The following is a 25,618-nucleotide window of genomic DNA, read 5'->3' on the forward strand; positions in this document are numbered from 1 at the left end:
TCCTTGGTTCGCTACTTGGCGCGGGTCCACTTGGTGGCCGCGAGTCCGCGGCCGAGCGGCAGAGTCAGCAATGACGCAACGTCGTGGCGGTGGTCCTGCCATTCGATCTCGCCGATACCGCAATCAGCGGCAGCCTGTTCGACGCGGGTGCACGCGCGCAGGGCATCGTCTTCACCGCGGCCGGTGACCGAGACGGCGAACGAATAGATCATTCCGTGATGGCCGCTACCCGGTTTCAGATCCCCGCGCCGGTGAGCAGATTCCGATGCCGCGACTTCCGACGATCCGTCCGTGATCTTGCCTTTTCGGCCTTCGCCGATCTGCCGTGCCCGGTCCGAGGTGACGTCTTTGACAGCGGCGTTGCGGGCATGGGCGGCTTCGACGAAGTCCATCCGCACCATGACCGTGCGAATGGTCGGCGCGGCGGCGATCTCGTCGTCGCCCGGATCTGGCTCGACCCCGGTGAGCAGGTCCGCAAGCCACAAGGGGCCGAGTTCGACAGGCTCGATGGCCCGCGGCGGGATAGTGCCCACGCGGGTGTTCCACTTCCCGGCAACCTCGACCGATTCCTCCCGGCCGATGTACGAGGGCCAGCAGTCCTCCCACCGGACGCCCTTGTGGGCATCGAGCGGGAAACTAGGGTCCTGGCACGAGCGGATCACCGCGCAGGTGCGCTGTTCGCCGTACACCTGCACTCGTCCCATTCCGGCGCGGGTGAGAGCACCGACGGCACGCTCGGTCTCGTCGACGATGACCTGGGCGACACCGGCGATGGTCGAGGCACCTTTGCGGCGCGCAAGCCGGGCGCCTTCCATCAACAGCGCCGTCGATTTCGGAAAGATCAGCACCGCGTACGAGTAGTGCCCTTCCGAGTACGGCTCCACCCGGTCGATCAGCTGACCGTACGAGCGGATCGCCGGAAGTATCCGCATAACCGGATCACCTTCGGCGATTTTCGCTTCCATCCAGTTCTCGTGCGGTGTCATATCCGCCGGCACCGACCGGTTCAACAGTTCGATACCGCGCACGAACGAAGACCGTTTCGCGAACCCGGCCAGAGTGCGACCGAACGCGGCGGAGGTCACCGCCCACGCCTGATCTCCGCGCAACCCCTCCGCGAGACCTTGCATTGCGATCAACACCGTGTACTGGTCGTTGTCTCCGGGGGTGCGGCTTTCCACCACGAACAGATCGTCGAGGCCGGTGCCGGTGAGGTCGAGCGGGGCGGTCTGCCCCAACATCGGCGGGTACGCCCACCCCGGATCGAACGCGGGATCGCCATAATTCGGGTCCAGCGGTGAAACATGGACGTGTTCACCGCGTTTGCGGCGTTGCTTGTTGCGGATCGCCTTCGCTTTGCGGCTCGCGTACGACTCACGGTGATTGACATCGGTCGTCGCGGCCAGCACCGCGACGATCAGCAGCACGTCGAAAGCGAGGACCCACACGCTCTGCCCGACGACGAACAACGCGAACAATGCGACACCTACCGTTGCGGCCCAGGCGGCAACCACCGGTTCAGGGAACGGCAACAGACCTCGCCGGGCAACCTGACGCCCCAAGATCGCTGTACGTTGCTCGCTCATCGCCGGTCTCCGTTCACGGATTCATTGCCGCCCCGTCGTAGACGGTCTCGCTTGTCGAGCTGACGGTTTCGGTACGTACGCGCTAACCGGTCTGCGTAGGTGTCCGGGCGGGAAAATTCGGTGCTCGCTGCGAGGCCTGCCACCATCAGGACGACTGCCAATGCGAATGTTCGCACTGATGGCCCGAGCATGAGCGTCAGATACAGCGGGAACACAATCGTTGCAATCCTGGTGAGGACCACCGGATCTCGGAACTGCATCATGGCGCTCAATCCAAATTGCCGACCCAAGTACGTGGTGCGTTGCTTTCTCATCAGTTGTCTCCATCTGCATGTTCGGGTGCACTTTGTGCGGCTGATCCGGCCTTGTTCATTGCCGCCCCGGCAGCAGCGAGGGCGATCGGTGCGGCCACGACAGCCGCCCCGGCCGCCAATCCGACGGTGCTTCCCGCTGCGGCCATCAACTTCGACTCCGCTCCCCCGGACTTGCCCGCCGACTTCGCGGCGCTTCCCCCTTGGTGGCTCGCACCGTTGTGGCCACCTGATGCAGCCGCATGGGTACTCGACGCTGAGCTCTCATCTGCGGATGAAGAGGCCCCGTGATGACCGGCGGCGCCGCGGACCGGACCGCCTTCGACCTGACGGCCCGGTGACCCGGCAGCATCGGAGTTGTGCGAACCAGCTCCACCGGACCCGCCGCCTGCACGCTGTTGGAACATCTGCGCACCCGATCCGATGGTCTGCCCGGCCTGTGAACCGCCGCCGCCGAAGTCTGCAGAATCGGCCGAGGTCGGAAGGATCGGGGAGTACTTGAGCATGGAGAACGGCGCCAGGCCGATGATCACGAAGCAGACCGCGACCAATGAGAGTTGGCCGAGCGATTCGAGCTTGCCGTCGTCGGCGATCGAACCCTTGGCGGCGATGTTGATGACCGCGAAGACAGCGGCGAGTATCAGGAACATCAGCGGCTTCGAGAGCACTACTCCGAGGAACATCATCACCGGTCGCAGTGCCTTTTTACGCCAGGTGGGGTGGACCCACATGCCGAATGCGATGCCGCACACGACCGCCAGGATCGGCAACGCCGCCGCGTGCATCAAGAATCCGAAGAACATCGCCATCGCACCGAGGAACATCAACCCGAATCCGACGATCGCCGCGATGGAACCACCGACGAGGGTGGAGTCGGTCAGCGAACCGAGAACTGAGGAGATGTTGCCGATGACTTCGTCGGTGCTCGTCCCGATCCACTCCACCAGTGCCAACGACATTTCGTGCATCAGCGAGATCAGCAGCTGCGCAATGGCGGGCGCGAACATCATCAACATGATTCCGGCCGGCATGTACCCGAACAGGGACTTGGCCAGCTCTTCGCCGGTCATACCTCCGTCGGAGGATTTGTAGATCGCGAGGATCGTCATCAGCACCAGCACCAACAATCCGATACCGGTCGAGACGGCGTACACGGCAATGAATTCTGCTCTGGCGGGGTCGAATTCGCCGATTCCGGCCAGGCCGGTCAGGACGGAATTGGTGGTGCTGATGGCGCTGCTTTTGAGTTTGTTCGCCCAGGAATCGATCACATCCGACGGGTCCTTGACGAAATCGACGAGATCACCGATCGGGGCGCCGAACGTGTCCCACGCCCAGGTGTAGCTGTCGACGATGTATTTGCCCCCGATGTATGCCGGAGTGGCTTTCATCGTGCTTTCGAGGGCAGTGCCGAGCCGGTCACTGAAACTGGTGTTCTGGTCGATCCAGTTCATGGTGCCGCCGAACAGTTTCCCGATCCGGGTGTTCCATTCCGTGCACGCGAACATGTCCTCCCCTGGGGTGGCGCGTTCGCAGTTGACGAACATCGCGTGCATGCACAGAACGCTCGGAACATTGCCCCCGGAGCACGCGTCGGTCCATGCTGCGTCCGGCACCTTGTCGGCGTTCGGCTGCTTCTTCATCGCCGCAAGTGAGGCCGCATCCGGAGCTGGGCTCCACTCGAAACCCCAGGTGGTCGTCGTTTTCGTCGTCCACCGAGCCAGATCGTCGGCGCAGGTCGGTGACGGCGGGTACATGTCCGCAGATTCATTGAGGGGGTAGGTGTCCGGGTAGACGCCCTTGAGGATCGACTCGTCGGTGATGCTCAGTGCGGCTTTCTGGTTCGCCTCTACACCCATATCGACGCCGGACATCTGCGTACCGACACCGCCGGCTGCGGCCAGAGCCTCGATGAGGACAGGGTTCTTCGAGATCATCACCTGCGATGCCCACAGGGCGATCCGTTCGGATTCCTTTGCCGTCCAGTACATCAACCGGTTTTCGTTGTGCAGGACCTGCGTCGAGTACTGGCCCATGTCGCCGCCTTTGTCCTTGCAGACTCCGGTGAACCACGAGGCGGATTTGAATTCTTCTGTGCCGGCGACGAATTTCTTCAGATCATTTGGAAATCCCTGGGGGAGTTCCTTGCCCGACTGAGTGGCATTCTGCACGCCGGGAGCCGGATCGGTGTTGGGGACAGCCGTCGGCTGCGCTGCCGCCGGCAACGCCAGTCCGAGCATCGCGAACAATGCCACGACCACGGCCAGAATTATTTTGCGCCACATCAGCCCGGCCCCTCTCTAGTTGACGTAGAACGTGTAGAAGCCATTCGCGCCGGGCTTCGAGAGCGGTGAATCAGCAGCGGGGAACTGTGCATCTTCCGCAGAGGGGCCGCTGACGAACTTCCAGTCCTGCGCCTTCCAATCCCCGTTTTCCCACTTCATCGTCACGGTGCTCGTCGAATAGACGGTGAGGATGCCGACCTTGTCGCTCCCCTCACTGACCGGACTCTGGCCGACGCCCATGCCCCACACCGACACCGTCGCCGAATCTTGCGAGAAGTCGGTGACAGTGACGATCAGCGGCACATTGTTGACGGTCTTCCCCAGGTCGGTGCGGCCGCTCGAGACGTCGATGACAGCATTCAATGCGTCGGTAGCATTCGCCGAAACAGCGACTTCCCGGAGTTTCGCCGCATCGATCCGGCCCTGGTATGTCTGCCCGTTCGCCTGGATGAAGTTCACCGCCGCGGTCTGCGCACCGGCCTGATCGCGGGTGTATCCGGCCGGAACGCCGTCGATCGTGGTGGTCGGTCCGTGCGCGGCGCGGATCGCATCGGCGCCGGAATCGGAGTCGTCATCACCACCCGAGGTGAAGACCGCAATGATGCCGACGATCAGCACGAGCACACTGAACCCGATCGCCAGTTTCACCCACAACGGAAGTCCGGAGGCCGGGCCACTGCTGGGGGAGCCGGTCGCGTAGGACGGGCCGCTGCTCGATCCCACCTGTGAAAAATCTTTCGCCATGATCAGATCTCTTTCTCGTCAAAAGCTCTGGAAAACCAAGGAATACGAAGAGGACGCGCGGGCCGGTATCAGTTAGCCGCCGACCAGGAAGAGAATCGCGCCGGTGATGATGCCGACCGAGGCCAGGCAGCCGAACGCGATACCGGCGATCCTCGCTTCCCCACTGGCGTCGGACATTTCTTGCGGCATGCCGGCGGCCTTCATCGACCGCATCTTGTAGAGCGCGAAAATGAGTTTGACCGTGCTCGCACCGAGCGCAACGGCCCAGATTCCGCCGATGACACGCACCCACACGTTGTTGAATGCAGGCCCGAAGACACTGAGATCCGGCTTGACTCCGTCGATGGGGTTCTGGATTTGTGCGCTTGCGGCGCCAGCGGAGAGCAGGAGCACGACTGCGGTTGCGGCAAGAGTGATCGCCACAGCGGATGCTCGCCGCAGTAGTGGCGCCTTCGAGGAAGTGGTCGTCGATGTTGCTGAACCAGCCTGTGGAGTAACAGTTTTCATTGCAAACGTCCTTTCGGTGAGGTGGGTTCGGGTGTTGGTTCGCGGTATCTCTCAGGGTCGAAGTCTCGGTACGCCGCGACGCGCGGCGCAGGAGCGCGGCGCGGCGCTTCTGGTGGTCGACGGATCTGTTCGGGGGCGTACGCGTCGGCGTATTCGGCGGCGCGGCCGTACACACTCGCGGCGAGAGCGTCCGCGATTTCAGCGGCAACATTGGTGTATGCCTCGATCGTCGACGGTAGGAGCCGGTCGTAGACGATGCGCTCCCCGGTCGCGAACGAGGGCTCATAAGGAACCCGGATGATGTTCTCTGCCGGAAGGCCGAGTCGAGCCAGGGCCTCGACGAGTTCGGGTTCGAGGGTGGCATCCGAGCCCGGCGTCACGACTGTCAAGACGATCGCCGAGGAGACCAGATGTCCGAAACCTCGAGCGATGATCCCCTTGAACATCCGCAACGCCAACTTCGTATCGTCGAGTCGCAGCGGAAGCGGAACGACCAACAGGTTCGAATGCTGCACGGCCCATTGCCAATTCGCGGCCACTGGTTCATTGCCGGTGTCGATGAAGATCAGGTCGCGATGGCGGCGCAGCACCGCCATGATTGCCGCGCATTCATCCCAGCCGATCCCGCGTTCGAGGGAAGGGGAATTGTCTGCCGCCAACACCTCGTCATGAGTAGGTTGCAGGCGTAGATACCGGCCCAACTCACCCGATACCGCTCCCGCGGAGGTGAGGTCGTGTGCCCTCTCGAGTACATCCCACGGGCCGAGCTCCGGATCGGTGGTGCGGGCGGCCCGATCGCCGAGAGTGCCGGTGGATTCGTTGGCATCCCAGGCGACGACTCCGCGCCCGCGATGGGTGCCGAAGGTATTGGCGAGGGTCAAAGTGGTCGACGTCTTGCCTGCGTCCCCTTTGAGGCCGATCACCGTGACGACCATGCATCCGGGCAACGACTGCTGAACCCGTGTGACCGACTGCCGGAACCGAACTTCTGCGGAGTCCGGCTTCGGAGCCATCCGCAGCCCGGCAGCGGCATTGACTCGCCCGCGCCACCCCCACTTCGCCGGGCCTGCGTCTATCGCGGCTGTGTCCCGCTCGAAGCGGCGATAGACGATCTCGGGGTCGTCGATCTCGGCGAGGGCGTCCTGCCCAACCGCATACGGGTCCGCGTAACCGGGTTCGGTCTCGTCGAAAGCTTCGGTGTCGGTCTCGTCCACAGCGGTGTCAAGGTCGGCAGACTCGTCCACGGTCTCGACCGGGGTTGCCTCCGGTTCGGGAGCAGGTGGGCGGCGCAGACGTTGATTGCGCAGATTCACCGGGATCTCGGCCTCGTAGGTGCTCTGGCGTTCGTACGGGTTAGGAGTGCTCACAGGAGTTCCTTTCGGGGAGTGTTGGTTCCGGGGTATCTCTTGTTTCTGGTCACAGTTGTTTGAGGTCGTCGACAGACCATTGACCTCCGCGCTGAACTACCAGGACGGCGACGATTGCGGTGTCGACGCCGACAACGGAGCCGTCGGCGGCGATGGCGGTCTGTTCGACCTGGTACATCCGGTGCACCGCCGAAGTGGTGTCCACCGCGCCCTGGTTCGGGACAGAGCTGACCGTCGGCCAGACCTGTGCGTCCTTCGCAGCCCATTCGAGCCACTGACCGCCGGGGCTTCCGGTCGGGGTGGTGCCGGTGACATCGCCGAGGAAGCGTTCGGTGAGCAGCGCACCGGTACGTGCTGCCGCGTCGTTCGGTCCGCGGTCGTCAGCGGTATTCCAGGTGAACCAGGTGGTGACCACGGCGTCGGCGACGGCAGCCGGATCGCTCCGGTCCACGACGGCGACCTGCTCGGGAGCTTGTTCCGGAACGGTGGCCGCCGGCCGTGTGGGATCGACGGCGGACGTCTCGTTCGGGGACCATTGCTGCGCCCGCGCCCCCGTCGTCGTGGTGGAGGGGCCGGTTGCAGTGCCTTCTGTGCCCGACGAGCAACCGGCCAGGGCAATAGCGACGACACATGCAGCAGCGACGGCCGCGAGGTGGCGTTTCACGACTCGTCCTCGATGAACAGATCCGACAACCGGATCGCCTGCCACGCCTGATAACCAGGCTCTTCGCACCAGTCCACGGCCCGGTTGTCGTCGGTGATGTCGAGGTCGAGTGCAACACCGTGTTTCGCCGCCATACCGGCGAGGGAGTTCCCGTCGATCTCCGGATTGGAGATGTGCAGGAGCAGCCGCACAGCGGGAACATTCGCATCCTCACGTGCTTTGCCGGCGAGGAACACGGCCTTACCGGCCGCGGAGTCGTCTGCCGAACGCTGGTTGCCTTCCTTGAAGACCGTGTCGTTCTTGTGGAATGTCCCGTACCAGGCAGCGTCGTCGACCGGTCCGAGGACAGCGAAGCTCCCCCTCTCGTCACCGGCGGCGAAAAGTTCCACCAACGGTGCGGTGGCTGCGGCTTCGGCGATCTCGTTCTTGCGCTTGGTCGCTTCCGCGTCGCGGAGTACGTCGTAGTCGAGGTCGAGTTGCTTGACCAACTCGCGCTTGACCTTCGGCCAGATGCTGCGCGAGAGCAGATTGTTGCTCTTGGCCCACGCCCGCATCGCAGAGGAGTCGCTGGTGCGCAACTCGTCAGCGGCGGCGCGCACTGCGGCGGCGGCTTGTTCCCATTCGGTGGCTGCGGATGCCGTCATTTCTCGGATCTACCTTTCTTCGGGTGAAACTCATTCCGGGGTGGTCATCGGCTCGCGATGTTCTGGTCTGGATTGTCTTGTCAGGCAAATCGTTTCGCTGCCAATCCCGAGGATGGTGGGGTCCAGTCGGATATCTTGACGACATCGCCCGATTGCGGGGCTTCGACGACCTTGCCACCACCCATCCAGATGAAGATGTGGCCGCTGCGGGGCTGGATGATGTCCCCTGGGCGCAGGTTGGCGGGGTTGGTGATCGGCGTTCCGCGAGAGTCGTCGATCTGCATCTGATCCTGGTGAGGGAGGACCGTTCGGCCGCCTGTCGCTTGCGCGACTGCGTATTTCACTAGTCCGGAACAGTCGAACCCGATCTTGTTGAAGTCGCCGAAACTGTCTGCCACTCCGCCGTCACGGACACCGCGCGTGGGTCCGTTCTCGTCGCCGCCGCCCCAGGCATACGTCGTACCGAGCCACCGCAGAGCGGCATCGACGACAACCGAGCCGGTCGACGGGCCACCCGGAATCGGACCCGCCGGAGCGGACGTGTCGGTGAACTCCTCCATCGCGACCTTGGGGATGTTGGTGACGTAGCCGCGTGTTTCGTCGTTCTGGCAGACCTGGCCCTGCAACAAGGTGTTTCCGGGGCCGCAGTTGTACATGGACAACGTCAGCGGGATCAGCTCACCCTGCAAGCGGCCGTCGGCCATCGCCTTCTTCGTCAGCTCGAGCATCTTGCAGTCGTAGGACGCCATCGACATCGCGGAATCGGCAATCGAACGTGTATCGCGTGTACCGTCACCGTCCCCGTCGATGCCTTCTTGTTCCCACGTCCCCGGCATGAATTGACCTGGCCCGTCGGCGCCGGACTTGGCGTTGTGGGCGGTGACGATGAATTTGCTTTCCTGCTTGAACTGCGCAGCCAGGAGCGGGGCGGTGATTTCAGGGCAGGTACCGGCAGCTTTGAGAATCCACGGCTCGAACTCCGCAGGCACGCTGCCCGGCTTGAGCCCTCCGCCGCCCAGGCTCGGGCCACCACAACCGGCGCCCGCCGGAAGCGGGGTGATCGCAGCAGCGTTGACGATCGCGGGAGAAGGAACCCCGGTGCCCGGCGCGGGAGCGGGTGGAGGTCCGGACGGCTCGGCAGCACCGGCAAGCCACGGGGCGGGATCGGTCGGTGTTCCGGCGCCGTCCGGAAGTCGGCCACCTTCCCACACCTCGAAATGTAGGTGCGGGCCAGAGGATTCGCCTTCGTTACCGACGCCAGCGATTTCCTGACCAGCGGTGACCTGATCACCGGTCTTGACCTTGATCGTAGAGGCCGCCATGTGCCCGTAGACGGTGGAAATTCGCTTCCCGTCGACGTCGGTGTCGATGATGACCCAGCTCCCGAACCCCCTCGCCGGACCGGCTGCTGCGACGACACCGGAGGTAGCGGCATAGATCGGAGTACCGAGCGGGCCGGCGAAATCGGTACCGCGGTGCATGGAACCACCGCGAGGACCGAAACCTGACGTCAGTTGGTAGGTACCGGCCTTGAGCGGCTGTGTCTTGGTTCCCGGAGACGGTGCCGCCGAACCGGCCGCAGGTGAGGTGGGCAGGCAATCGACGCTTGTCTTGGGGTTGTTGTCGGTACCGAACATGACGAAACCGAGCATCAGGACCACTGCGGCAACGACGCCGCCAGTGGCCTTGAGGCCGGTCTTGTTCGAGCTGGGTGAATCACCCATCGTCATGTCCTTGTCCTTGTCGTTGTGTCGTGCCGTGCCCGCCTGGGCAACGTGTGTGGACCTATATCGAGGCCGCGAGGGCCGTGAGTATGAGGAGTGGCAGGTGCACGTCAAAAGCTCTCGCCCAAGAGCGTTTTCGGCTCACCCGCCGCCAGGCGTCAGCCGCCGATCGCTTGTTGGTAGATATCGACCATCGCGTCCAGAGCGGTTCGCTTTCCGTCGATCAACCACTGCCCGTAGGACTCGTGAACGCGGGAACCGAGGAAACTCGCTGCGGTGAATCCGGCATCGACGACCGACGTCAGTGCTTGCGCATCCTGCGAGGTCACCGTCGCCAGGACCGAGCTACCGAGACCGACGAAATCGGAGTTCTGCGCCTGCGCACCCATCAGCGCCGTCATCGAATCGGCCGGTTCGTGGAGCTGATCGGCGGTCATCTTCTGCCCCGGTGTCAGGACACCGAGCGCGACGTTCGCCAGATCCACACCGATCGGGAGGAGCTGACCGAGAGCCAGGACGTTCCCGGTCTCGGCGACCTGCCACGCGACTTCCTGGAGCTGCCCGACATCGCGCGCGAGGCGGATGATGTCGACATTGCCCAGCAGGTTCGCCACCAACGCCGCCGAGGCGGCTGTTCCGGACGGATCGGGGATCAGTGCCAAGATCCGCGACACCGATTTCAGATCGACCCCGGCCGCCATCTTCACCAAAGGGGAGAGCTGGTTGTTCAGCTCCCCCGCGACCCGGTGAGCTTCCTTGACGTTGCCAGCCAACAGATGACCGGGAAGTATTTGCAGGTTGGCCGCGACGGCGTTGTAGTCCACCGAGGTCACGCCCGAGACGACGCCGAGAATCTGGTTGATGATCGTCACCGGTTGGATCGCGGAAAGGATCGACGTGGCGGTGGTGAGTTGATCGGTCGGTGTATCCGCCAGCGGAGCCACACCGTTCGACAAGCTCTGCGCGGGACCGGTCAGACCCGCGTAGGTGCCGCCCGTCCCGCTGCCTCCACTAGAGAGGATGCTGTTCGCCAACGTCACCACCTGGTCGGCGGCACCCAGAACCTGCGGAACATCGACCTTGTCGAGCGCGCCCAAGACCGAGTTCGTGGTGGCTTCAGGAGAATCGGCCGGAGCGCTGCGCAACCCGTCGCGAGCGGCCGGGTTCGCTGCCATCCATGTCTGTGTCTGCTGGACCGGCTTGAAGGTTCCGGCCAGCAGCTGCGCTTGCTGACGAACGGCGGCGACATCGACAGCCGCCGACGTCGATGTCGGAGGGCCCGCATTTTGCAGCTTCTCCACCGAGGTCGCCAACGCCGACGCTGCACCGGGAGCAGCCGCGAGATCCGCGTACCCGTAATTCGAGGTCACCGCGCCCAAGAACTCCGACGCATTGGCGGTTCCGGCGGCCGGCGGAGTCGATGTCGGCTTCGCGGCCGTGTCCGTCGGGGTGATCGCGGTCTGACCGGCGACGACCGGAGTAGTTGTTGCCGAGACAGCAGTCGCGGTTGTCGGTGCGACGGTTCCGGGCGGATTTGCTAGCACGCGACCCAATGACGCCAGGAACGAATCTTTACCGGTGTTGGTGTTGCAGTACTTGTCTTCCGGGTGGCAGATGTCGAAGACCCGACCCGACAAGGCGCCGTACCCTTCCGCAGCCGGACCGGCGATGCCCTGCCCGTCGAGTTTGGGGCCGACAACCTGCGAACCAGCGGTGCCGAGCTTCGGATTAGCGAGCATGACCGCAGCCAGGACGGACGCAGCGGGAACAGGGCCGCTGCCTGCCCCGATGTTGACGGCGACGTCGTTGGCGACCTGCGCGCCCTGTGAATACCCGCCGATCACGAACTTCGAATTCGGGCACTGCTCCATCGCAGTCGCCATCGCCTGATCACCGGCGGTCTTCGATGCCGAGTAGGTCATGCCCGACTGCAAAAATGCTTCCGCCGGGTACGACGGATAAATGGCACGGAAGGTGTTCGCCCCGTACATCGCTTCGAGCTTCTCCCCCACCTCGCCCAACATTCCAGCAGGCTTCGACGGATCGGCGTCGGCGCGGGTCTCAGTCGTTCCTGGAGCGAAGACACCGATATACCGAGTGCAACCCGACGCTGCGGACGGTGCCGCGTTAGCCAGGAGCGGCGCAGCCGCGAAGCCCGCGACCAGCGTCGAAATGATGGCGAATGCCGACGCGAAACGGGCGGTGGAAGAGATGCTCATTGGTCAGATTCCCTCTGCATCAGTGATGGACGTGATGAAATGCCGACCGTCGATCTCGGCAGTCGTAATACGCTGAAAGAGCGAAGCGCCCTTGCCTGAGGGCCTGGTCTCGGTCAACTCCAGTGCGTACGTCCCGGCGCTCACGCCGGTCACCGTCATGCAGTACGTCGTTCCTGCAGGAATCGAATCGATCCCCGCCTGCATTTCGGCCGGTGAATAGCTCACCGCGCCAGGGGCCATGACCGCGATCACCGCATCAGCCGAGCGCAACGAGTAGTAGGCGTGCTCGAACGCGGCGATCGCAGCCTCGCCGCTGCTTTGATCACCCGGCGTGACAGGGCATCCGACAGGTTCCGCAGCAGGCGTAGTCGACGGTGTCGCAGCAGAATTGACGATCTGACTGAGGTCGGAGGGTTCGTCATCGGTAACGCCCTTGATCAACGTGCCCGCGAGGAACACGATGCCGACCAGAAGCAGCAGGACAGCAAATGCCAGTCCGGTCATCACCACGACCTGACGGCGAGGTGTGCGGGCACGTGGAACACGAGGTCGGCGCGGCGGACGAGGCGCACGCGGTGCACCGGCTCCCGTCCCGCCAGTTGCACTACGCACTGCGGACTTAGTGCCAGATCCTTCTCGCCCAAGCATCTTTGAAACTCCTTCGTCTACACGGCAATAAGTGATAGTGAGCCGGGGCGAGTACGTGCCCGCCCCGGCACGATCCACTACGCAGCAGCCGGAATACCGGCACCGATTGCGTCGGCGATCATTCCCAGAGGTAGACCCGGAACTGCTGTCGCCGCCTGGAAATCGGTCACTGCCTGGTCGAATGTGGCGATAACGCCCGCACCACCCGGAACGGACGTAACAGCGTTACGAATCTGCTTGTCGACGACCGGCGCGTTAGCGGCGGTGTCACGCACGAAGGTGGCCGCGGCCGTGCCGACAGGCCCGGACTGCTCCCAGGAAGTGAGCGTTTCCTGCGCCTGCGCGGTGATCGCGGGCTGGTCAATGTCCGGAACCTCGATCGTCTGGGGAACACCATTTGTTCCGTCACCGTATGCAGTGGCGACAGCGAAACCGCCTATGCCGCCGAGGATTCCGGCACCTACGGCAACGGGGATGCCGATGACGGCGGCTGCGATTGCAGCACCGGCAGCCGTGGCAACCACCCCGGCCGGGATGATTCCCCAGGGGGTCAGTGCGTCCACGGCGAGAACGACACCGCTTGTGCCGCCGATGGTGCCGCCGATGAGACCGGCGATGGAAGCGGCGGTTCCGCCTGCGGCAACGGCCGCGATAATCGCTCCACCTGCGGTACCTGCCAGCTGGGCAGCCGCGAGCTGCTGAGCCTGATCAGCTGGAATGTTGTGACTGATCCAGAAATCCGTCACCATCGCCAGAGCCGCACCCGTGGTGGCATTCGTGCGGTCGACGGTTTCGTCGGTCATCCAGTTCGTTTGGTTGAAGTGCGCGTTGCCGACCATCACAGTTCGTGGAGGTGCAATGAACACCTCAGTGGGGGTGAGGATTTCTTCGGCTGGCAAGCGCAGCTGTGAGTAGTCGATCGGGCCGGTGTACGCCGGGGTGGTGGGCGCTATGTATTGATTCGCTTCGTAGTCAAAGTTCGGCAGAGGCTTCGTCGGCTGTGAATACTGCTCGGGTACCGGAACCCACGCCTGCGGCGGCGCGGACTGGGTCGGTGCCGGAGTGCTCGGCGCGGACGGTGCCGGGGACGTCACACCCGGCTGACCAGGAGCAGGCCCGGTAATGCCAGGCTGGGGGGCCGCGACGGCTAACCCGCCATTGGCGAACGCCGCAGCCACAACAAGGGAAAATGTTCCCGCTGCCACCGCGGACTGCTTGACCGCACGGTGCTTACCGCGACCGGACTTGTGATGCTTCATTGTGTGGGACCTTCCAATTGGGGTGTAAATACGGGGCAGTGTTACGGACGGGGGTGGCGATAGATCGCCACGGAACTTCTTCGCGAGATCAACACCTGTTGACGAGAAGTCGGTAGATGTTTGACGAGGTGGGAAGGAGGACGTGTCCGAGCGGGCACCTTCGGAAAAATCCGGGAACGGGCACGCTCATGCAGACGTGGCCAGGGCTCCTGCCAGAACAGTGAATGACGTTGGCGAACAGAGGAATACAGCGGGTGATGGTAGGTGCACCCACCCGATCTCCGGGCGGGGAGAGACGGGTGGGTGCGTCACCGACCACGTCATCTGACAGCGCGGGCGGCGCTGGACGACGGGCCGAGCTGGGGGCGGAAGATCCGCATTTGGGTACAACAAATTGCCCGACCCCGAGGTCGGAAGAATTGGGAGCAGCGCCGGCGTTTACCCAGGCGGCGCTTGTGACTTGAGCAATGTTGTTGCCCATGACAGCCTCCGAGTGGTTGCGGTTTCAATCAGACCGCATAAGCTCGAAGGCCTGCGGTCCGAACGCCAACGTGCGTACTGCATCGCAGACGTAGAAGGACCCCAGGTGTGTGAGGGGACGCCAATCACCAACACACCTGGGGTTTTCGGCACACGAAACGCCTCGACGATTGTCGAGGTCGCAGCGTGTAGGAGAGAGCGGCCACCGACAGTGGCTCGCGGCCGCGATGTCGCAGCATCGCGTAGAACATAGGAATTCATCAGTGCCCGCCCGGACTCAGAAGGCACACGGGGATAGACGTGTGCAAATTCTTCTGCGCTACAAGCGGTACCGACATCGACAAGTACCGAGGATTCCCAGGCTGGGCACGCATGAGCAGAGTAAACCGTGCAGTTTGTGTCCCGCAACTCATTCACTGTGCTCATGACCCCTCCATTTCCTTTCGTTGGGTTCCTGACCTGGGCTCTTTCTTGGTACCCTTGTGATCGAATCCACCTTAACACCCTATTATTCTAAACACCAGTGGAAAAGGGCGAGCCGGAAGGGCGACACAATGACTCACAGGGATCAATCACAAGAACTGGGAGTTGAAGTGTCGCGAAGTGCCGTCCGAGGCTTTAGCGCAACGCGTCTGCGGCGCTACAGACAGGCACGCAAGGCGACGATCGAAGACCTTGCCGATGCGGCAGGTGTCTCGGCACAGGCAGTGTCCGCATGGGAAACAGGCCGCGCCGCACCAACTCCCGAGTTATTGGCGAAGGTTGCAGCCGAATTGCGGCTCACGGTTGCAGACCTGGTTCCGATACCCACGGATCAACTTGGGCTTAGCGATCTGCGGGTGCAAGCCGGACTGACGCAGGCGAGCGCCGCGCAACAGCTCGGAGTTTCCGCGACTCTTCTCGGCAGAATCGAAAAGGGTCGTAAGGATTATGAGGACGAACGGGCCGACCAACTCGCGGAACTGTACGGGGTTACGAAAGAGCTGGTCACCAAGGCGTGGGAGCTTGATCGCGCGAACATGAAGGCGCGCGCGAAGCGTTTCCGCGATTCCTAAAAAAACTCCCCATAATTCCAACTCGATGGAAAGTTTCGATCCGCAGCGGCGTGTCGTCGCGACGAATCAGCGATGCTGGCGCAAGATGAGCGGGAACCTGGCGCAGGATGCCAGGTACATCGGTCGGGGATCGAAAGGAGATGGCAAATGCCTACACCTAGCAAGGGTGATCGCACTCGTGTGTCGACTCGCGTGCCGAAAGCAGTAGCCAAAGAACTCGAGCGGCGCAGGATCGAAGCCGGTGCCAGTTCGGAAAGCCAGTTCCTCGCGGATTTGCTCGCTGCCTGGACTGGACACAAAGAACTTGTCGTAGAGCTTGACCAGGAGGTTTTGCAGCTCACCGCGTAACGAGTCTCGCGTAGACGGCAGCTCCGGGCGGGGGATGCCGTGACAACCACACATCGTTAGCAGTGACCAGCAGCTAAGCAGCAAAAAACCCCCGAGCCGGGCGGGGTCGAGGGTTTTTTCTTGCAAGTTTGCGAGATACGAGTTTGCAGCTCGTTTCTCAGGTACTGCTTCTTCCCCGAAGGGACTGTCTTGCGTGACAGAGCCCAGGGTACCAGCTTGTGCTGCCCTGTTCAGGATTCAACAAATGATTTTGCGCGTGTCTCGTCGATCGAATTCGCGCCGATACAGCGGACTTACTGCGGTAGTAGCCCGACGCGTCCGCGTCGCGGCATTGCTCGCGCACCCAAAGCCCTCCGCGGACATACCCACGGCCACCAGTGCACAAAGCTCTGGCCAGGACGTATCCGCGAGATGGGTGGACAGGAAGAGGCGTGCCGGCAGCTGTGCCGTCTCAACCTGGACTTGGCCGCAGACCTCAACTTGCCCGATTGGGCATACATCGGCGAGAACGCGACCGTCACCGAGCCCGTCTACAGCGGCATCGCGACCTGGGAAGACGCTCAGCACTGGGTCGAAACGGTAGTGCGCAGTGCCTACGAAGCCGAGTACGAGCGGATCCGGCCACAACTGATCAAGAGCAGTGGCGGCGGCATCCGACTCAAATCACTTCTCGCTGTCTCCACCGTCATGGCAAGCGTCGCAGACTTCAAAACCGGTCGTAACTCCCGCGCCACCGTCGAACTAATCATGAAACTCACCGGACTCGGTGAACGCACCGTGCAACGCGCACGCAAGGCACTCGTACTCCTGCGCGTCGCTACCGAGGTTCTACGCGGCCGACTGCGCACCAAGATCGAGCGATACGCCTCATGGCGGGTCGGGGACAAGTTCCGCGGATGGGCGTCGGTGTTCGCGTTGCACCCGTTCCGGCCTGTGGATAAAACCCGCACGTCAGCCAGTGGATCTATCCAAATGGCACCCCACCCCCTCTGGGGTCTCTTTAAAAGATCTTCTTCTTCTTTAAGTAAATTAAACACACGCAAAAAGGCAAAAGGACCCGCTTCGCGGAGCATCGAATCAGATTCCGATCGCGAAAGGCTCGAAGGCTTGCGGAAAGGCCGGTTGCTGGCCGCTGAGTGGCTCAGGAGCACGCAAACACCAGTTTGGGCGCTCCCACTGACCGTGAAGGACTGGGCGTCCGCACTGGTCGAACCAGCTGCCCACGGTTGGACCGGAAACGATCTGAACGCAATCCTCACCGCCCGAACCTTCGCACCGAAGCCGGAGAACCCCCGAGGATTCATGAAATGGCTGCTCAAGACGCAGGATATGGACTTCCCGCCCCACGTCCTCGACCGGATCGCCTACGAGCAAGGCCGCGCCGAACGTGCACAACGCGCCGCTGAATTCGAGGCCGAGCGTGCCCGCCGCGCCAATGCAGCAGGCCCGGATTCCCCCGGACGACGGGCGGCAATGGCCGCCGTCCCCAACTTTGCGGAAGCCCGCCGTCGACGAGAAGCTGCCGACCGACAAGCAGCCGCACACGCACGAGCCGAACTCTGTGATCGGCAGCGCGGGATCACCGGACCGGAAGAAACGGCCAAGTGACCCCGACGTCAATCTACGAAGACGCAGCTCGAACTGTCACCAAACCAGCAGTGGTGTGCTGATCGAGCGCCATCAACCTGGCTTCGACATGGCATTTCTGCCACTCACCGTCGAGCTTCCGGAACCGAAGTACACCTTCCGATTTTCCTCGAGCCAGATTTGCCGACATCGCCCGAGCCAACGCAATATCGTCCGGGTGCATACCCGGTTCGGGCTGGTCATCGACCCATTCCCACGCGACGTCCGGCAGCGGTGGCCCCATCCACCGAATCAGCTGGAACGTCCTGAGATTGCAGATCGCCCGGTGCACACCTTCTTCGGTGACCGCTTCGAGTACTCGATGCTCGAGCACGATAGGGGGCGGAGCTGCCGAGACGTCGATCGACGGGCCGATGTCCTGCGTGATACCCCGCAGAATGACCTCTCGCCGCCCGCTCTCCGGGTCGATCTCTTCGAGCATCCGGCACGAAAAATGTGCTGCGCGGAGTTCGTCGTCATCGCGCCGCACATTCCATACCGCTTGATGAATAGTGCCGGGAGCCGACTGGATGATCTTCACCAACGCCTCAGCTTCGTCACTGTTGGTTTCCAACCGGGTAAACGCGCCGGCCATCGCCTTCTCTGTGTGACGCTCATTTTCCGGAACGGCGTACAGATCCAGCAGGTCGTTACTGCCGCTGGCCTTACTCGCAGTCAGATTGAACAACCACGCTCCGGCCGGATCTCTTTTGGGCACAACCTCATCTGGAGAGCCCGTCCACAGGTACATGCCGTGCATCCGTCCCGCGAACGTCAACAGCGGCTCGACGATCGTTCGCCGCCGGCCGTCATCAGAAACGCGGTCGATAGCCGCAGGTGACGCCATCACCTCGACAATCACGCTGTAGACCTCGTTGAGCGCGTCCTTGCTCTTGAAGAACTTGTCGAGCGCCGTGAACTTACGTGGCGTACTACCCATTCCGACGATTGACGGCGTAGCGCCGCCGACCGTCTCGATCAACAACCATTTTGCTGCCACTGACTTGTTTGCCTCTCCCCGCGGATCAGAACAAGAGGGAACACTAGCGGAAATCTGCCCGATTTGTAACTGTTCGTTACACATAAATTGTCACTGTCAGTGAAGGTATTTAGTCCCGACTCGCACATCCCTGACCAGGCGCTCCGCCAAAAGTACTAGCGCTATTTACCTGATTTCAGGGCGGGAATGATGCGTTGATAGCCCGAGCTCGCAACCCTGGTGATGACATCGACGATCCGGGCGTCCGTGCCGACCAACACTCGCGGCCGACCCCGTTCGACGCCACGAAGAATGACCCGCGCAGCCTCGGTCGGCTCCGTGCGAGCGATACTGCCCTCGAACGATTCGACGACCGCAGCCTTGTCCAGCGTTGCCGCCACGCGCGCAGACCTGGCGATCGTAGTCTTGATTCCACCAGGAAACACACAGGTGACCCGAACGGGTTTGCCGCTCAACAACATTTCCTGTCGAAGGGACTCTGTGAAGCCGCGCACCGCGAACTTCGCCGAGTTGTACGCCGAATAGCCCGGCGCCGACATTAGTCCGAAAGCGGATGACACATTCACGACGCTTCCACGGTCGGACTCCATCACGAACGGCAGAAATGCCTTGCACCCGTTGACAACGCCCCAGAAATTGACATCCATCAAATGCTCGAAATCCGTGAACTCCGTGTCCAGCACATCGCCCGAGTACAAAATGCCAGCGTTATTGATAACCGCGTCCACACGACCGAATCGTTGCGCTGTCATCGCTGCACACTGGTCCATAGCTTCTCGATCCGTCACGTCGACCACAGACGACAGCACCGAATCACCCTGCGCACCAAGCAATTGAACTGTCTCGTCGAGACCGGCAGGATCACGATCGAGGAGAGACAGTCGCGCACCTTGCGCGGCCAAAGCGATTGACAATTGCCGGCCGATACCCGATCCGGAGCCGGTTACTGCGACAACACGATTATTGAAATAAGCCATCAGACGACACTATCGGCTAGCTCGATTGGCGTTGCGGTGGAAGCTCATTCAAGAAAAAGGCTAGAGCTACCGCGACACAGAGCGGACTCACCCTCCGTCGCTCCCGCACAATCGCCACCCAGCGCCGCAAGGTCGAGGTGGATGCGTCAGTAGTTGGCCGGCGGATTCGCAGGTGGTCTGTGGGGCGCTCGCCGCCCCCACACCCCAGGCAGCCTCCGGGATGACGGCCGCGAACACCAGCGCAACCCGGCAAGGTCGCAGCCCATCCCCTCGACCCGCCGAGAGCTACCGCACCGCCACCCAGCACCGCAAACGAAAAACATGTTTGCGCCACCGGGCAGCAGCACGGTCGAGACGCGCTCAGCCGACGGGATGACCTACCACCCACACCCACCCCATATGTAGAGACCAAAACCGCAGGTCAAGGCCATATTTCAGTGGCACACCTCACATTAATTAGGTTCTAATTAACATCGAAAAATCACTCAAAAATATGTTAAAAGGGTTACAATTAACCTATGATAAACACCGAAATTGCCTCCCCCGCCGACGAGGACGAAGACAAGACCGCCAGCAACAACTAACACCCACCCGCGATCCCCGGCCAAACGCCGCGGATCGCCCAAGACCCACCCGAACCGACGAAGGGACCAACCCCGACATGCTCACCATCAATCACACCGAAGCCGAAGGCACCATGATCGACGGCACCAGCCGAGGCGACGGAACCGGCGAGATCCTCAAAGCTCAACAGTGGCGCTGGTCCCGCAATCTCGGAGCTTGGTACATCCCCCGCAGTCGCGACGTTGCACCGAAAACCGCCCGCATCAACGCGACCCGCGCAGCACTCGAGGCCGCAGGCTTTAACGTCACAGTGACGATTCGGGCCGGGGTAAGAGGTATGGCGGAATCCGAGGCAGATCGCGCCCAACGGCAAGCCGACCGAGTCGACGCACTCGACGCGAAAGTCGAGCGCAAGACCGCCGAGGAAGACGCGGCCGACCGCAGGGCGCACGAACTCGCCAACCGGTATCCGATGGGTCAGCCGATCTTGGTCGGACACCACTCCGAGAGCCGCCACCGCCGCGACCTTGCCAGGACACAGGCCGCCAGCACCGCAGCAGTCGAGGCATACCGCGAAACCCAACGCGCCAAAGCCAAAGCAGACGCAGCGCGATCGACCACCGACAGCCGATACAACCCCGGCAGAATCGCCCGCCGCATCGACGCACTCGAGGCGGATCTACGCAGAGCACAACGAGCACGCGACGGAGTCACCCAGTCGCTACGCACCAACGAAGCCGGAAAGTTGGAGCTCGGAAACTTCCCCGCGACCGGCGACTACCGCGCCGAACTCGACGACTCAATCGAGCGACTGACAACCCAGATCACCTACTGGAAAGACGTCCGCGAGGCCCAAGAAGCAGACGGAAAGAAGCTCTACACCCGCGCCGACATCAAGCCCGGCTATCACGTCCAGGTCTGCGGACGGTGGTGGAAAGTGAAGCGAGTCAACGCAAAAAGCGTCAGTTGCGAGACCGAATATTCGTGGACCGACACCGTCAAATACGACTCGATCACCTCAGCCCGAAACCCCGAAACCGGAGAGGTCATAGCCCCCGGCAGCGCAGCAGCCTAGACCCGGTCCTGTGGAGCGTCGCCACCGGCGACGCTCCACAAAGCGTTACAACCAACACCATAAACACCACGCAACTAACGCGATAAATGCACCAGAACCGGAACTGAAAGGCCAGCCATGCAGCGCACCACGACCCCCGCCGACGACACAACAGCACTCGCTGAGGCCCTCGAACGATTCGCAGAAGTGTTCAGCCATGCGGATACCCACAGCGCTCTCGGGCAGTACCTCGCGTGCAGCGAAGCCGACGCACTCGCCGCACTCCTCGCCCTCGCAGGCCGCGCCGACGCAGCGCAATCGCTCATCGAACACCACGGTCGAAGCGACGAACCGGACGAGAACCACTATCGGAAGGCGGTCCGAGCAGAGGAAAGCGCGCCGAAAGTCCAGTGACCCGGAACACGTTAAATAGGTTCTAATTAACCTGTTAAAAACGGTAGAAATCAGGTTAATTAGGTTACAATTAACCTATGACAAACACGGAAGACATCACCCGCGGATTAACCCTCGAGGTCTACCGCAACGCCCATCACGGAGATTGCACCAACGGCGGAATCACCTCACGCGCAACCCGACTGATCCTCGTCGGAGTACTCGACTGCACCGAGTACACCACCGGATTTGTCTACCCGGCACCGAAGCCGATGCGCGTATTCAACACCAGCGACGAAGCGCCAGCAGTCGCCCTCGAGATCCGCAGGCACTCGTTCGGAACCGGAGCAAGGGCACTCGCCACGTACGGCAATTTCGTCCCCGTCCATTGGGACACCACCGCCGAACGCTACGTCCGCACCCATTCGTGGACCATGTTCGGCGGCAACTTCGCCTCGACTTCCGACAGCCGACTACCCGAGTACGCCGAGACCCAGCTCGGCTACCGCTGCGACATCTTGAAAGTTCACGACCGCATCGAGAACTAACCCCCCCCACCAAAAACGGCGCGGAACCGGACAGTTGGACCCTGCCCGGTTCCGCGCCCTCAGTCTAAGAGAGGCAACCATGCCCACCGTTGCACACCTGCCCGCACTCGTCATCGAGACGGACGGCACGATCCACCCCGAGCAAATCCCCGTCAGCAGCTATTGGGCAGGGACCACCGAGAAAGTCCGCGCCGAACATCACGGCAGGGGAGCGGCATTCGACGCAGTCCGCGACACGTGGGCACTCTTCCACCCGATCGGAGACACACCCGGTATCGCGTGCATGGCAGTCGGAGCCAACCACCAGGCCGACGAACGCCAGCCGATCAACGAGACCGCAACGGCGATTCTCACCCGGTACGGCGCAGCACCCGAAGCGCCGCTACGAGGCCGAGCAGTAATTCTGTCCGGAAGCGATGCCCGCCCCGGCCCGCTCTTTCACGGAGTCGCGGCAGTGCTGACCACTCATCTACAGAGAGAGTTGTCGGAGGCAGCCACGACAGCAGCCGCCTAGTTGCCGAGTATGGCCGGTACGCAAGAGCGAAAACCGGCCATACTCGCAGGTCAAGAGCTTATCGGGGTGAGATACCTCACGTTAAATAGGTTCTAATTAACGTGAGAAAAACACTCAATAATGAGTTAAAAGGGTTACAATTAACCTATGACAAACATCGAAGTTGCCACCGCCCAGCTCGTCCACGCCGACCCCGCAACGCTGCTCACCGACCGCAACAACCGACGCGAACTGCGCCTCGACGCCCAGTTCCTCGCCAGCATTGCCGAGTCGGGCGTACTAGTTCCCATCGTCGCAGTCCGCACCGCCGACGACACCCTACGAGTGCGGATGGGACACCGCCGAACCGCCGCAGCCGTCACCGCCAAACTCGCGACTGTCCCCGTCTATGTCGTCGGAAACGAGGCCACCGGCGACGACGCAGAAATCGACCGACTCATCTCGCAATGGTCGGAGAACGAACACCGCACCGGATACATCGAGGCCGAGCGACTCGACAACATCGAACAGTTGAGCTTGCTCGGAGTCAGCGCCGACCAGATCGCAAAACGCATGAAGATCGAACGCCCCACTGTCGACGCAGCCCTCACCATCGCCAACAACACCGCCGCCCGCGACCGCCTCGAAAACACCAGCCTCACCCTCGACCAGGCCGCAGCCTTCGCCGAGTTCGAGGACGACACCGACGCCCTGGACCGCCTCGAAAACGGCCTCAGGTTCGGACGTCTCGACCACGAAATCCAACGGCAGAGAGACGCAAAGGAGCTAAGCGCCAAACGCGCCGCGGCCGCACAACCGCTCATCGAACTCGGATTCCGCAACCTCGATCGCAGGCCCAACTACGGCGACACCACCGCCGTACGACTCGACTACCTCATCGACGCAGCCGGAGACGCGGCAAACGACGAAACCATCGACCCCGCACACCTCGCAGTCTTCATGGAGCACAGCGACGGTTACGCCATCATCGAGACCGGCGAACCCGTTGACGAAGACGCCATCGACTTCGAGGCCGACGAAGACGGAGAACCCGAAGACGGACTGCACCACCCGCGAGCGATTGCCAACACCGATCTATGGGAGCCGGTCTACTACTGCACCGACCTCGCAGCCGCCCAGCTGCACCGCCGCGACGGACGAGGCAACACCACCGCAGCCACAGGGGAGACCAACGAACAAAGGGAAAAGCGACTAGCCGCACACCGGCAGGTCATCGACAACAACAAAGCATGGAACAGCGCCGAGACGGTTCGCCTGCAATGGCTCACCACCTACCTTGCCCGCAAGACCGCCCCGAAAGGATCAGCCGCTTTCGTCGCCGATACCCTCGCCCACCGGCGCGGCATCATCGGAGGCTTTAAGGTTGGCAGGACAATAAACGCACTACTGGGCACCGAAGACACCGTCGAGGGCTACCGATCAACCCCCGGCATCGCCGCATTGATCGCAAAGGCCACCGAAGGCCGCGCCCAGGTGCTCGTCCTCGCCGAAATCCTCGCCGCCCACGAAGCCGTCACCGGCAAGCACGTTTGGCGAAACCGCGACGAAAACACCGTCGCCTACCTGCGCTACCTCGAGAGCATCGGCTACTCCCTCAGCGAAATCGAAACCACCGCCTGCACAGTCGGACACTGACAAGCCGGGAGAGGGCCGACCAGCCCTCTCCCGATCTCGGGTGGTGTGGCCGGCAAGCCAGGCATCGAGCCTGGCCCGCCGGCAATTCCAGCACCTCACCCACCGAATAAAAACGGCAGAACAAACCCCATAAATACGACCGAACTAACCGCATAAATTGTTGTTAAATCCACCTCAATTAAGTAGTATTTACCCACCACGAAAGGACCACTCATGGCCCCCCGAATCATTGCTGTCGTCAACCACAAAGGCGGCACACTCAAGACCACAAGCACGGTCAACCTCGCACAATCCATCGTCGAGACCGGCCGCACCGTCCGCGTTATCGACATGGACGAACAAGCCAGCGCAACCATCTGGCTCGGACTCGAACCCGAAACCGCCGAACATGACGTCCTGTCCGTCATCATGCGCCAATCCAGCATCGAGCAAGCCACCGTCACCACCGAATCCGGAATCCAGGTCGTACCGGCCACCAAGGAACTCGGCAACGTAAACCCCTACTTCATGAACAAGCCCGGATCGCACGAAATCCTGCGCCGCGCCCTCAGTGAAGCCCCCGACGTCGACTTCACCCTCATCGACTGCCCCGGCAACTTCGGCAACACCACCATCAGCGCACTCGTCGCCAGCAACGAAATCCTCGTACCCGTCAGCACCGGATCAATGGAACTCGAAGCCGTCCTGCGCATCGAGGACTACATCGCCGAACAGGTCGAGCTACTCAACCCCACCGCCCGCCTGAACCACATCATCTGCGGCCGCGTCGAAATGCAACAGGTCATCGACCAACAAGTCATCGCCGCACTGCGCGAGAGCTACCCCGACCAACTGATGAAAACGATCATCCCGAAATCAGTCCGCGTCACCGAGAGCTACAGCGCCCACGAACCCGTCGTCACCTACTCGCCATCGTCGACACCCGCACGCGCATACCGAGACGCAGCACAAGAACTGATCGAAAGGGCCCCACAATGAGTACCCCCGCACGCAAGCCCGGCCTCGCCAACAATCCACTCGAAAAGCGTGGAAACCGACTGCCCAACCTGGTGCAAGCCGCGGCCGGCGGATCCACCGAAACCCCAGCCGAAACCCCCGCGCCGGTAGTGGAGAAGAACAAAGGCGGACGACCGAAGGGGAGCGGCAGCAACCTCGACACCGTCAAATCCTCCATCACCTTCACCAAGAGTCGACTCGAAGAAGCACGCAACGCCGTCGAATTCCTCAAAGAAGACCCCACCGCACCGCGCAGCCTCACCAACCTCATCGACCTCGCGCTCTACAAACTCCTCGCAGAACTGCGCGACCAGTACAACGACGGCAAAGAATTCCCCGAGCGCGAAGGAAAGCTCAAGCCAGGCCCCAAGTAACAACCGAAAAAACCCTTGAATCGAACCTAATTAACACTGCATTATCAGTGAACTAAGGTGTATCTAAGTGGCAAAAAACTGCCAACAAAGGCCCTG

24 protein-coding genes are annotated in these 25,618 nt (G+C 62.2%); 10 read left to right on the plus strand and 14 right to left on the minus strand.

The genetic code is table 11. The features are described 5' to 3' along the window. Positions 1-11: 11 nt before the first annotated feature. The 12 genes from H7C86_RS18995 to H7C86_RS19050 form a co-directional block, all read right to left on the minus strand. Positions 12-1,586, minus strand: coding sequence for a hypothetical protein (locus H7C86_RS18995; protein ID WP_182262030.1), 1,575 nt, complete (start codon positions 1,584-1,586; stop codon positions 12-14). Then, positions 1,583-1,900, minus strand: a complete 318-nt coding sequence (locus H7C86_RS19000; RefSeq protein WP_182262031.1) for a hypothetical protein — start codon at positions 1,898-1,900, stop codon at positions 1,583-1,585. Before H7C86_RS19000 ends, H7C86_RS18995 begins: the two co-directional genes overlap by 4 nt. Beyond that, the gene (locus H7C86_RS19005) at positions 1,900-4,182 is read right to left on the minus strand and encodes a hypothetical protein (RefSeq protein ID WP_182262032.1); all 2,283 of its coding nucleotides are present in this window, start codon (positions 4,180-4,182) and stop codon (positions 1,900-1,902) included. The genes H7C86_RS19000 and H7C86_RS19005 overlap by 1 nt, the downstream gene beginning before the upstream one ends. 15 nt (positions 4,183-4,197) lie before the next feature. Then, complete coding sequence (locus tag H7C86_RS19010) at positions 4,198-4,926, minus strand: hypothetical protein (RefSeq protein WP_182262033.1); 729 nt, start codon at positions 4,924-4,926, stop codon at positions 4,198-4,200. Between the two features lie 72 nt (positions 4,927-4,998). Then, on the minus strand, positions 4,999-5,433 hold the full coding sequence (locus tag H7C86_RS19015; protein ID WP_259349243.1) for a hypothetical protein: 435 nt from the start codon (positions 5,431-5,433) through the stop codon (positions 4,999-5,001). Beyond that, positions 5,430-6,800 (minus strand): ParA family protein, encoded by a 1,371-nt coding sequence (locus H7C86_RS19020; RefSeq protein WP_182262034.1) that lies wholly within the window; start codon positions 6,798-6,800, stop codon positions 5,430-5,432. Before H7C86_RS19020 ends, H7C86_RS19015 begins: the two co-directional genes overlap by 4 nt. A gap of 49 nt (positions 6,801-6,849) precedes the next feature. Then, positions 6,850-7,464, minus strand: a complete 615-nt coding sequence (locus tag H7C86_RS19025; protein WP_182262035.1) for a hypothetical protein — start codon at positions 7,462-7,464, stop codon at positions 6,850-6,852. Beyond that, positions 7,461-8,108: a hypothetical protein gene (locus H7C86_RS19030; RefSeq protein ID WP_182262036.1), complete on the minus strand. Its 648-nt coding sequence runs from the start codon at positions 8,106-8,108 to the stop codon at positions 7,461-7,463. Before H7C86_RS19030 ends, H7C86_RS19025 begins: the two co-directional genes overlap by 4 nt. 80 nt (positions 8,109-8,188) lie before the next feature. Beyond that, on the minus strand, positions 8,189-9,838 hold the full coding sequence (locus H7C86_RS19035; RefSeq protein WP_259349244.1) for a peptidoglycan DD-metalloendopeptidase family protein: 1,650 nt from the start codon (positions 9,836-9,838) through the stop codon (positions 8,189-8,191). 152 nt (positions 9,839-9,990) lie between these two features. Next, a complete protein-coding gene (locus H7C86_RS19040) occupies positions 9,991-12,051 on the minus strand; it encodes a cutinase family protein (protein WP_182262037.1) in 2,061 nt (686 codons plus the stop codon). A gap of 3 nt (positions 12,052-12,054) precedes the next feature. After that, complete coding sequence (locus tag H7C86_RS19045; protein ID WP_182262038.1) at positions 12,055-12,555, minus strand: hypothetical protein; 501 nt, start codon at positions 12,553-12,555, stop codon at positions 12,055-12,057. Between the two features lie 221 nt (positions 12,556-12,776). Continuing rightward, positions 12,777-13,958 (minus strand): insoluble domain protein, encoded by a 1,182-nt coding sequence (locus tag H7C86_RS19050; protein WP_182262039.1) that lies wholly within the window; start codon positions 13,956-13,958, stop codon positions 12,777-12,779. 1,073 nt (positions 13,959-15,031) lie between these two features. Between H7C86_RS19050 and H7C86_RS19055 the strand changes: the two genes are divergently transcribed. From H7C86_RS19055 to H7C86_RS19065, 3 genes are all read left to right on the plus strand, one after another. Next, the gene (locus H7C86_RS19055) at positions 15,032-15,493 is read left to right on the plus strand and encodes a helix-turn-helix transcriptional regulator (protein ID WP_259349245.1); all 462 of its coding nucleotides are present in this window, start codon (positions 15,032-15,034) and stop codon (positions 15,491-15,493) included. A gap of 147 nt (positions 15,494-15,640) precedes the next feature. Next, the gene (locus H7C86_RS19060) at positions 15,641-15,841 is read left to right on the plus strand and encodes a toxin-antitoxin system (protein WP_182262041.1); all 201 of its coding nucleotides are present in this window, start codon (positions 15,641-15,643) and stop codon (positions 15,839-15,841) included. A 411-nt stretch (positions 15,842-16,252) separates the two neighbouring features. Next, the gene (locus H7C86_RS19065) at positions 16,253-17,449 is read left to right on the plus strand and encodes a replication protein (protein ID WP_182262042.1); all 1,197 of its coding nucleotides are present in this window, start codon (positions 16,253-16,255) and stop codon (positions 17,447-17,449) included. Positions 17,450-17,462: 13 nt separating this feature from the next. Here H7C86_RS19065 and H7C86_RS19070 read toward each other — a convergent pair whose 3' ends face one another. Continuing rightward, positions 17,463-18,467: a GAF domain-containing protein gene (locus tag H7C86_RS19070; RefSeq protein WP_182262043.1), complete on the minus strand. Its 1,005-nt coding sequence runs from the start codon at positions 18,465-18,467 to the stop codon at positions 17,463-17,465. Positions 18,468-18,628: 161 nt separating this feature from the next. Continuing rightward, complete coding sequence (locus H7C86_RS19075) at positions 18,629-19,444, minus strand: SDR family oxidoreductase (protein WP_182262044.1); 816 nt, start codon at positions 19,442-19,444, stop codon at positions 18,629-18,631. A gap of 661 nt (positions 19,445-20,105) precedes the next feature. Here H7C86_RS19075 and H7C86_RS19080 point away from each other — a divergent pair. From H7C86_RS19080 to H7C86_RS19110, 7 genes are all read left to right on the plus strand, one after another. Further along, positions 20,106-21,083 (plus strand): DUF3560 domain-containing protein, encoded by a 978-nt coding sequence (locus H7C86_RS19080; RefSeq protein WP_182262045.1) that lies wholly within the window; start codon positions 20,106-20,108, stop codon positions 21,081-21,083. Between the two features lie 117 nt (positions 21,084-21,200). Beyond that, entirely contained in the window at positions 21,201-21,476 is a 276-nt protein-coding gene (locus tag H7C86_RS19085; RefSeq protein ID WP_182262046.1) for a hypothetical protein, read from the plus strand. A gap of 77 nt (positions 21,477-21,553) precedes the next feature. Beyond that, positions 21,554-22,003: a hypothetical protein gene (locus H7C86_RS19090; protein WP_182262047.1), complete on the plus strand. Its 450-nt coding sequence runs from the start codon at positions 21,554-21,556 to the stop codon at positions 22,001-22,003. A 79-nt stretch (positions 22,004-22,082) separates the two neighbouring features. Further along, positions 22,083-22,517, plus strand: coding sequence for a hypothetical protein (locus tag H7C86_RS19095; protein ID WP_182262048.1), 435 nt, complete (start codon positions 22,083-22,085; stop codon positions 22,515-22,517). A 147-nt stretch (positions 22,518-22,664) separates the two neighbouring features. After that, positions 22,665-24,152: a ParB N-terminal domain-containing protein gene (locus H7C86_RS19100; protein WP_182262049.1), complete on the plus strand. Its 1,488-nt coding sequence runs from the start codon at positions 22,665-22,667 to the stop codon at positions 24,150-24,152. Positions 24,153-24,365: 213 nt separating this feature from the next. Continuing rightward, entirely contained in the window at positions 24,366-25,130 is a 765-nt protein-coding gene (locus H7C86_RS19105; RefSeq protein ID WP_182262050.1) for a ParA family protein, read from the plus strand. Continuing rightward, the gene (locus H7C86_RS19110; RefSeq protein ID WP_182262051.1) at positions 25,127-25,522 is read left to right on the plus strand and encodes a hypothetical protein; all 396 of its coding nucleotides are present in this window, start codon (positions 25,127-25,129) and stop codon (positions 25,520-25,522) included. The genes H7C86_RS19105 and H7C86_RS19110 overlap by 4 nt, the downstream gene beginning before the upstream one ends. Positions 25,523-25,618: the final 96 nt, after the last annotated feature.

Origin of the sequence: Rhodococcus sp. UFZ-B548, from assembly GCF_903819475.1 — a bacterium.
GTDB lineage: Bacteria > Actinomycetota > Actinomycetes > Mycobacteriales > Mycobacteriaceae > Rhodococcus_F > Rhodococcus_F erythropolis.

Coding starts and splice junctions, on each gene's coding strand:
- H7C86_RS19090 (WP_182262047.1), top strand. CDS start 21,554: ATGACAAACACGGAAGACATCACCCGCGGATTAACCCTCGAGGTCTAC.
- H7C86_RS19065 (WP_182262042.1), top strand. CDS start 16,253: ATGGGTGGACAGGAAGAGGCGTGCCGGCAGCTGTGCCGTCTCAACCTG.
- H7C86_RS18995 (WP_182262030.1), bottom strand. CDS start 1,586: ATGAGCGAGCAACGTACAGCGATCTTGGGGCGTCAGGTTGCCCGGCGA.
- H7C86_RS19080 (WP_182262045.1), top strand. CDS start 20,106: ATGCTCACCATCAATCACACCGAAGCCGAAGGCACCATGATCGACGGC.
- H7C86_RS19010 (WP_182262033.1), bottom strand. CDS start 4,926: ATGGCGAAAGATTTTTCACAGGTGGGATCGAGCAGCGGCCCGTCCTAC.
- H7C86_RS19110 (WP_182262051.1), top strand. CDS start 25,127: ATGAGTACCCCCGCACGCAAGCCCGGCCTCGCCAACAATCCACTCGAA.
- H7C86_RS19030 (WP_182262036.1), bottom strand. CDS start 8,108: ATGACGGCATCCGCAGCCACCGAATGGGAACAAGCCGCCGCCGCAGTG.
- H7C86_RS19005 (WP_182262032.1), bottom strand. CDS start 4,182: ATGTGGCGCAAAATAATTCTGGCCGTGGTCGTGGCATTGTTCGCGATG.
- H7C86_RS19000 (WP_182262031.1), bottom strand. CDS start 1,900: ATGAGAAAGCAACGCACCACGTACTTGGGTCGGCAATTTGGATTGAGC.
- H7C86_RS19040 (WP_182262037.1), bottom strand. CDS start 12,051: ATGAGCATCTCTTCCACCGCCCGTTTCGCGTCGGCATTCGCCATCATT.
- H7C86_RS19045 (WP_182262038.1), bottom strand. CDS start 12,555: ATGACCGGACTGGCATTTGCTGTCCTGCTGCTTCTGGTCGGCATCGTG.
- H7C86_RS19085 (WP_182262046.1), top strand. CDS start 21,201: ATGCAGCGCACCACGACCCCCGCCGACGACACAACAGCACTCGCTGAG.
- H7C86_RS19050 (WP_182262039.1), bottom strand. CDS start 13,958: ATGAAGCATCACAAGTCCGGTCGCGGTAAGCACCGTGCGGTCAAGCAG.
- H7C86_RS19015 (WP_259349243.1), bottom strand. CDS start 5,433: ATGAAAACTGTTACTCCACAGGCTGGTTCAGCAACATCGACGACCACT.
- H7C86_RS19105 (WP_182262050.1), top strand. CDS start 24,366: ATGGCCCCCCGAATCATTGCTGTCGTCAACCACAAAGGCGGCACACTC.
- H7C86_RS19095 (WP_182262048.1), top strand. CDS start 22,083: ATGCCCACCGTTGCACACCTGCCCGCACTCGTCATCGAGACGGACGGC.
- H7C86_RS19075 (WP_182262044.1), bottom strand. CDS start 19,444: ATGGCTTATTTCAATAATCGTGTTGTCGCAGTAACCGGCTCCGGATCG.
- H7C86_RS19035 (WP_259349244.1), bottom strand. CDS start 9,838: ATGACGATGGGTGATTCACCCAGCTCGAACAAGACCGGCCTCAAGGCC.
- H7C86_RS19060 (WP_182262041.1), top strand. CDS start 15,641: ATGCCTACACCTAGCAAGGGTGATCGCACTCGTGTGTCGACTCGCGTG.
- H7C86_RS19100 (WP_182262049.1), top strand. CDS start 22,665: ATGACAAACATCGAAGTTGCCACCGCCCAGCTCGTCCACGCCGACCCC.